This is a genomic window from Streptomyces sp. NPDC002144 (assembly GCF_053593695.1).
Genome location: NZ_JBSFDB010000144.1, coordinates 1,293 through 2,896 on the forward strand (window position 1 = coordinate 1,293; position 1,604 = coordinate 2,896).

Here is a 1,604-nt window from a genome sequence, read left to right on the forward strand (position 1 = left end):
AGGTTCGATGTTTGACGCTTCACAGCGGGTACCGGAATATCAACCGGTTATCCATCGACTACGCCTGTCGGCCTCGCCTTAGGTCCCGACTTACCCTGGGCAGATCAGCTTGACCCAGGAACCCTTAGTCAATCGGCGCACACGTTTCCCACGTGTGAATCGCTACTCATGCCTGCATTCTCACTCGTCAACCGTCCACAACTCGCTTACGCGGCTGCTTCACCCGGCAGACGACGCTCCCCTACCCATCACAGCCTCCGTTGGGAGTATTACTGCAATGACACGACTTCGGCGGTACGCTTGAGCCCCGCTACATTGTCGGCGCGGAATCACTAGACCAGTGAGCTATTACGCACTCTTTCAAGGGTGGCTGCTTCTAAGCCAACCTCCTGGTTGTCTCTGCGACTCCACATCCTTTCCCACTTAGCGTACGCTTAGGGGCCTTAGTCGATGCTCTGGGCTGTTTCCCTCTCGACCATGGAGCTTATCCCCCACAGTCTCACTGCCGCGCTCTCACTTACCGGCATTCGGAGTTTGGCTAAGGTCAGTAACCCGGTAGGGCCCATCGCCTATCCAGTGCTCTACCTCCGGCAAGAAACACACGACGCTGCACCTAAATGCATTTCGGGGAGAACCAGCTATCACGGAGTTTGATTGGCCTTTCACCCCTAACCACAGGTCATCCCCCAGGTTTTCAACCCTGGTGGGTTCGGTCCTCCACGAAGTCTTACCTCCGCTTCAACCTGCCCATGGCTAGATCACTCCGCTTCGGGTCTTGAGCGTGCTACTCAAAGCGCCCTGTTCGGACTCGCTTTCGCTACGGCTACCCCACCCGGGTTAACCTCGCAACACACCGCAAACTCGCAGGCTCATTCTTCAAAAGGCACGCAGTCACGAGAACAAGGCAAGCCTTGTTCCGACGCTCCCACGGCTTGTAGGCACACGGTTTCAGGTACTATTTCACTCCCCTCCCGGGGTACTTTTCACCATTCCCTCACGGTACTATCCGCTATCGGTCACCAGGGAATATTTAGGCTTAGCGGGTGGTCCCGCCAGATTCACACGGGATTTCTCGGGCCCCGTGCTACTTGGGTGTCTCTCAAACGAGCCGCTGACGTTTCGACTACGGGGGTCTTACCCTCTACGCCGGACCTTTCGCATGTCCTTCGCCTACATCAACGGTTTCTGACTCGTCCCACGGCCGGCAGACCGTGGAAGAGAGATCCCACAACCCCCACGACGCAACCCCTGCCGGGTCTCACACGTCGTAGGTTTGGCCTCATCCGGTTTCGCTCGCCACTACTCCCGGAATCACGGTTGTTTTCTCTTCCTGCGGGTACTGAGATGTTTCACTTCCCCGCGTTCCCTCCACTTGCCCTATGTGTTCAGGCAAGGGTGACAGCCCATGACGACTGCCGGGTTTCCCCATTCGGACACCCCCGGATCAAAGCCTGGTTGACGACTCCCCGGGGCCTATCGTGGCCTCCCACGTCCTTCATCGGTTCCTGGTGCCAAGGCATCCACCGTGCGCCCTTAAAAACTTGGCCACAGATGCTCGCGTCCACTGTGCAGTTCTCAAACAACGACCAGCCACCCACCACCCC

The 1,604-nt window shown here is 57.7% G+C and carries 1 rRNA gene (only partly in view); it reads right to left on the reverse strand.

What is annotated here, in order from left to right:
• Nucleotides 1-1,547: ribosomal RNA gene (locus tag ACWCQ1_RS51865) — 23S ribosomal RNA — on the reverse strand (it extends 1,270 nt beyond the left edge of the window).
• Nucleotides 1,548-1,604: the final 57 nt, after the last annotated feature.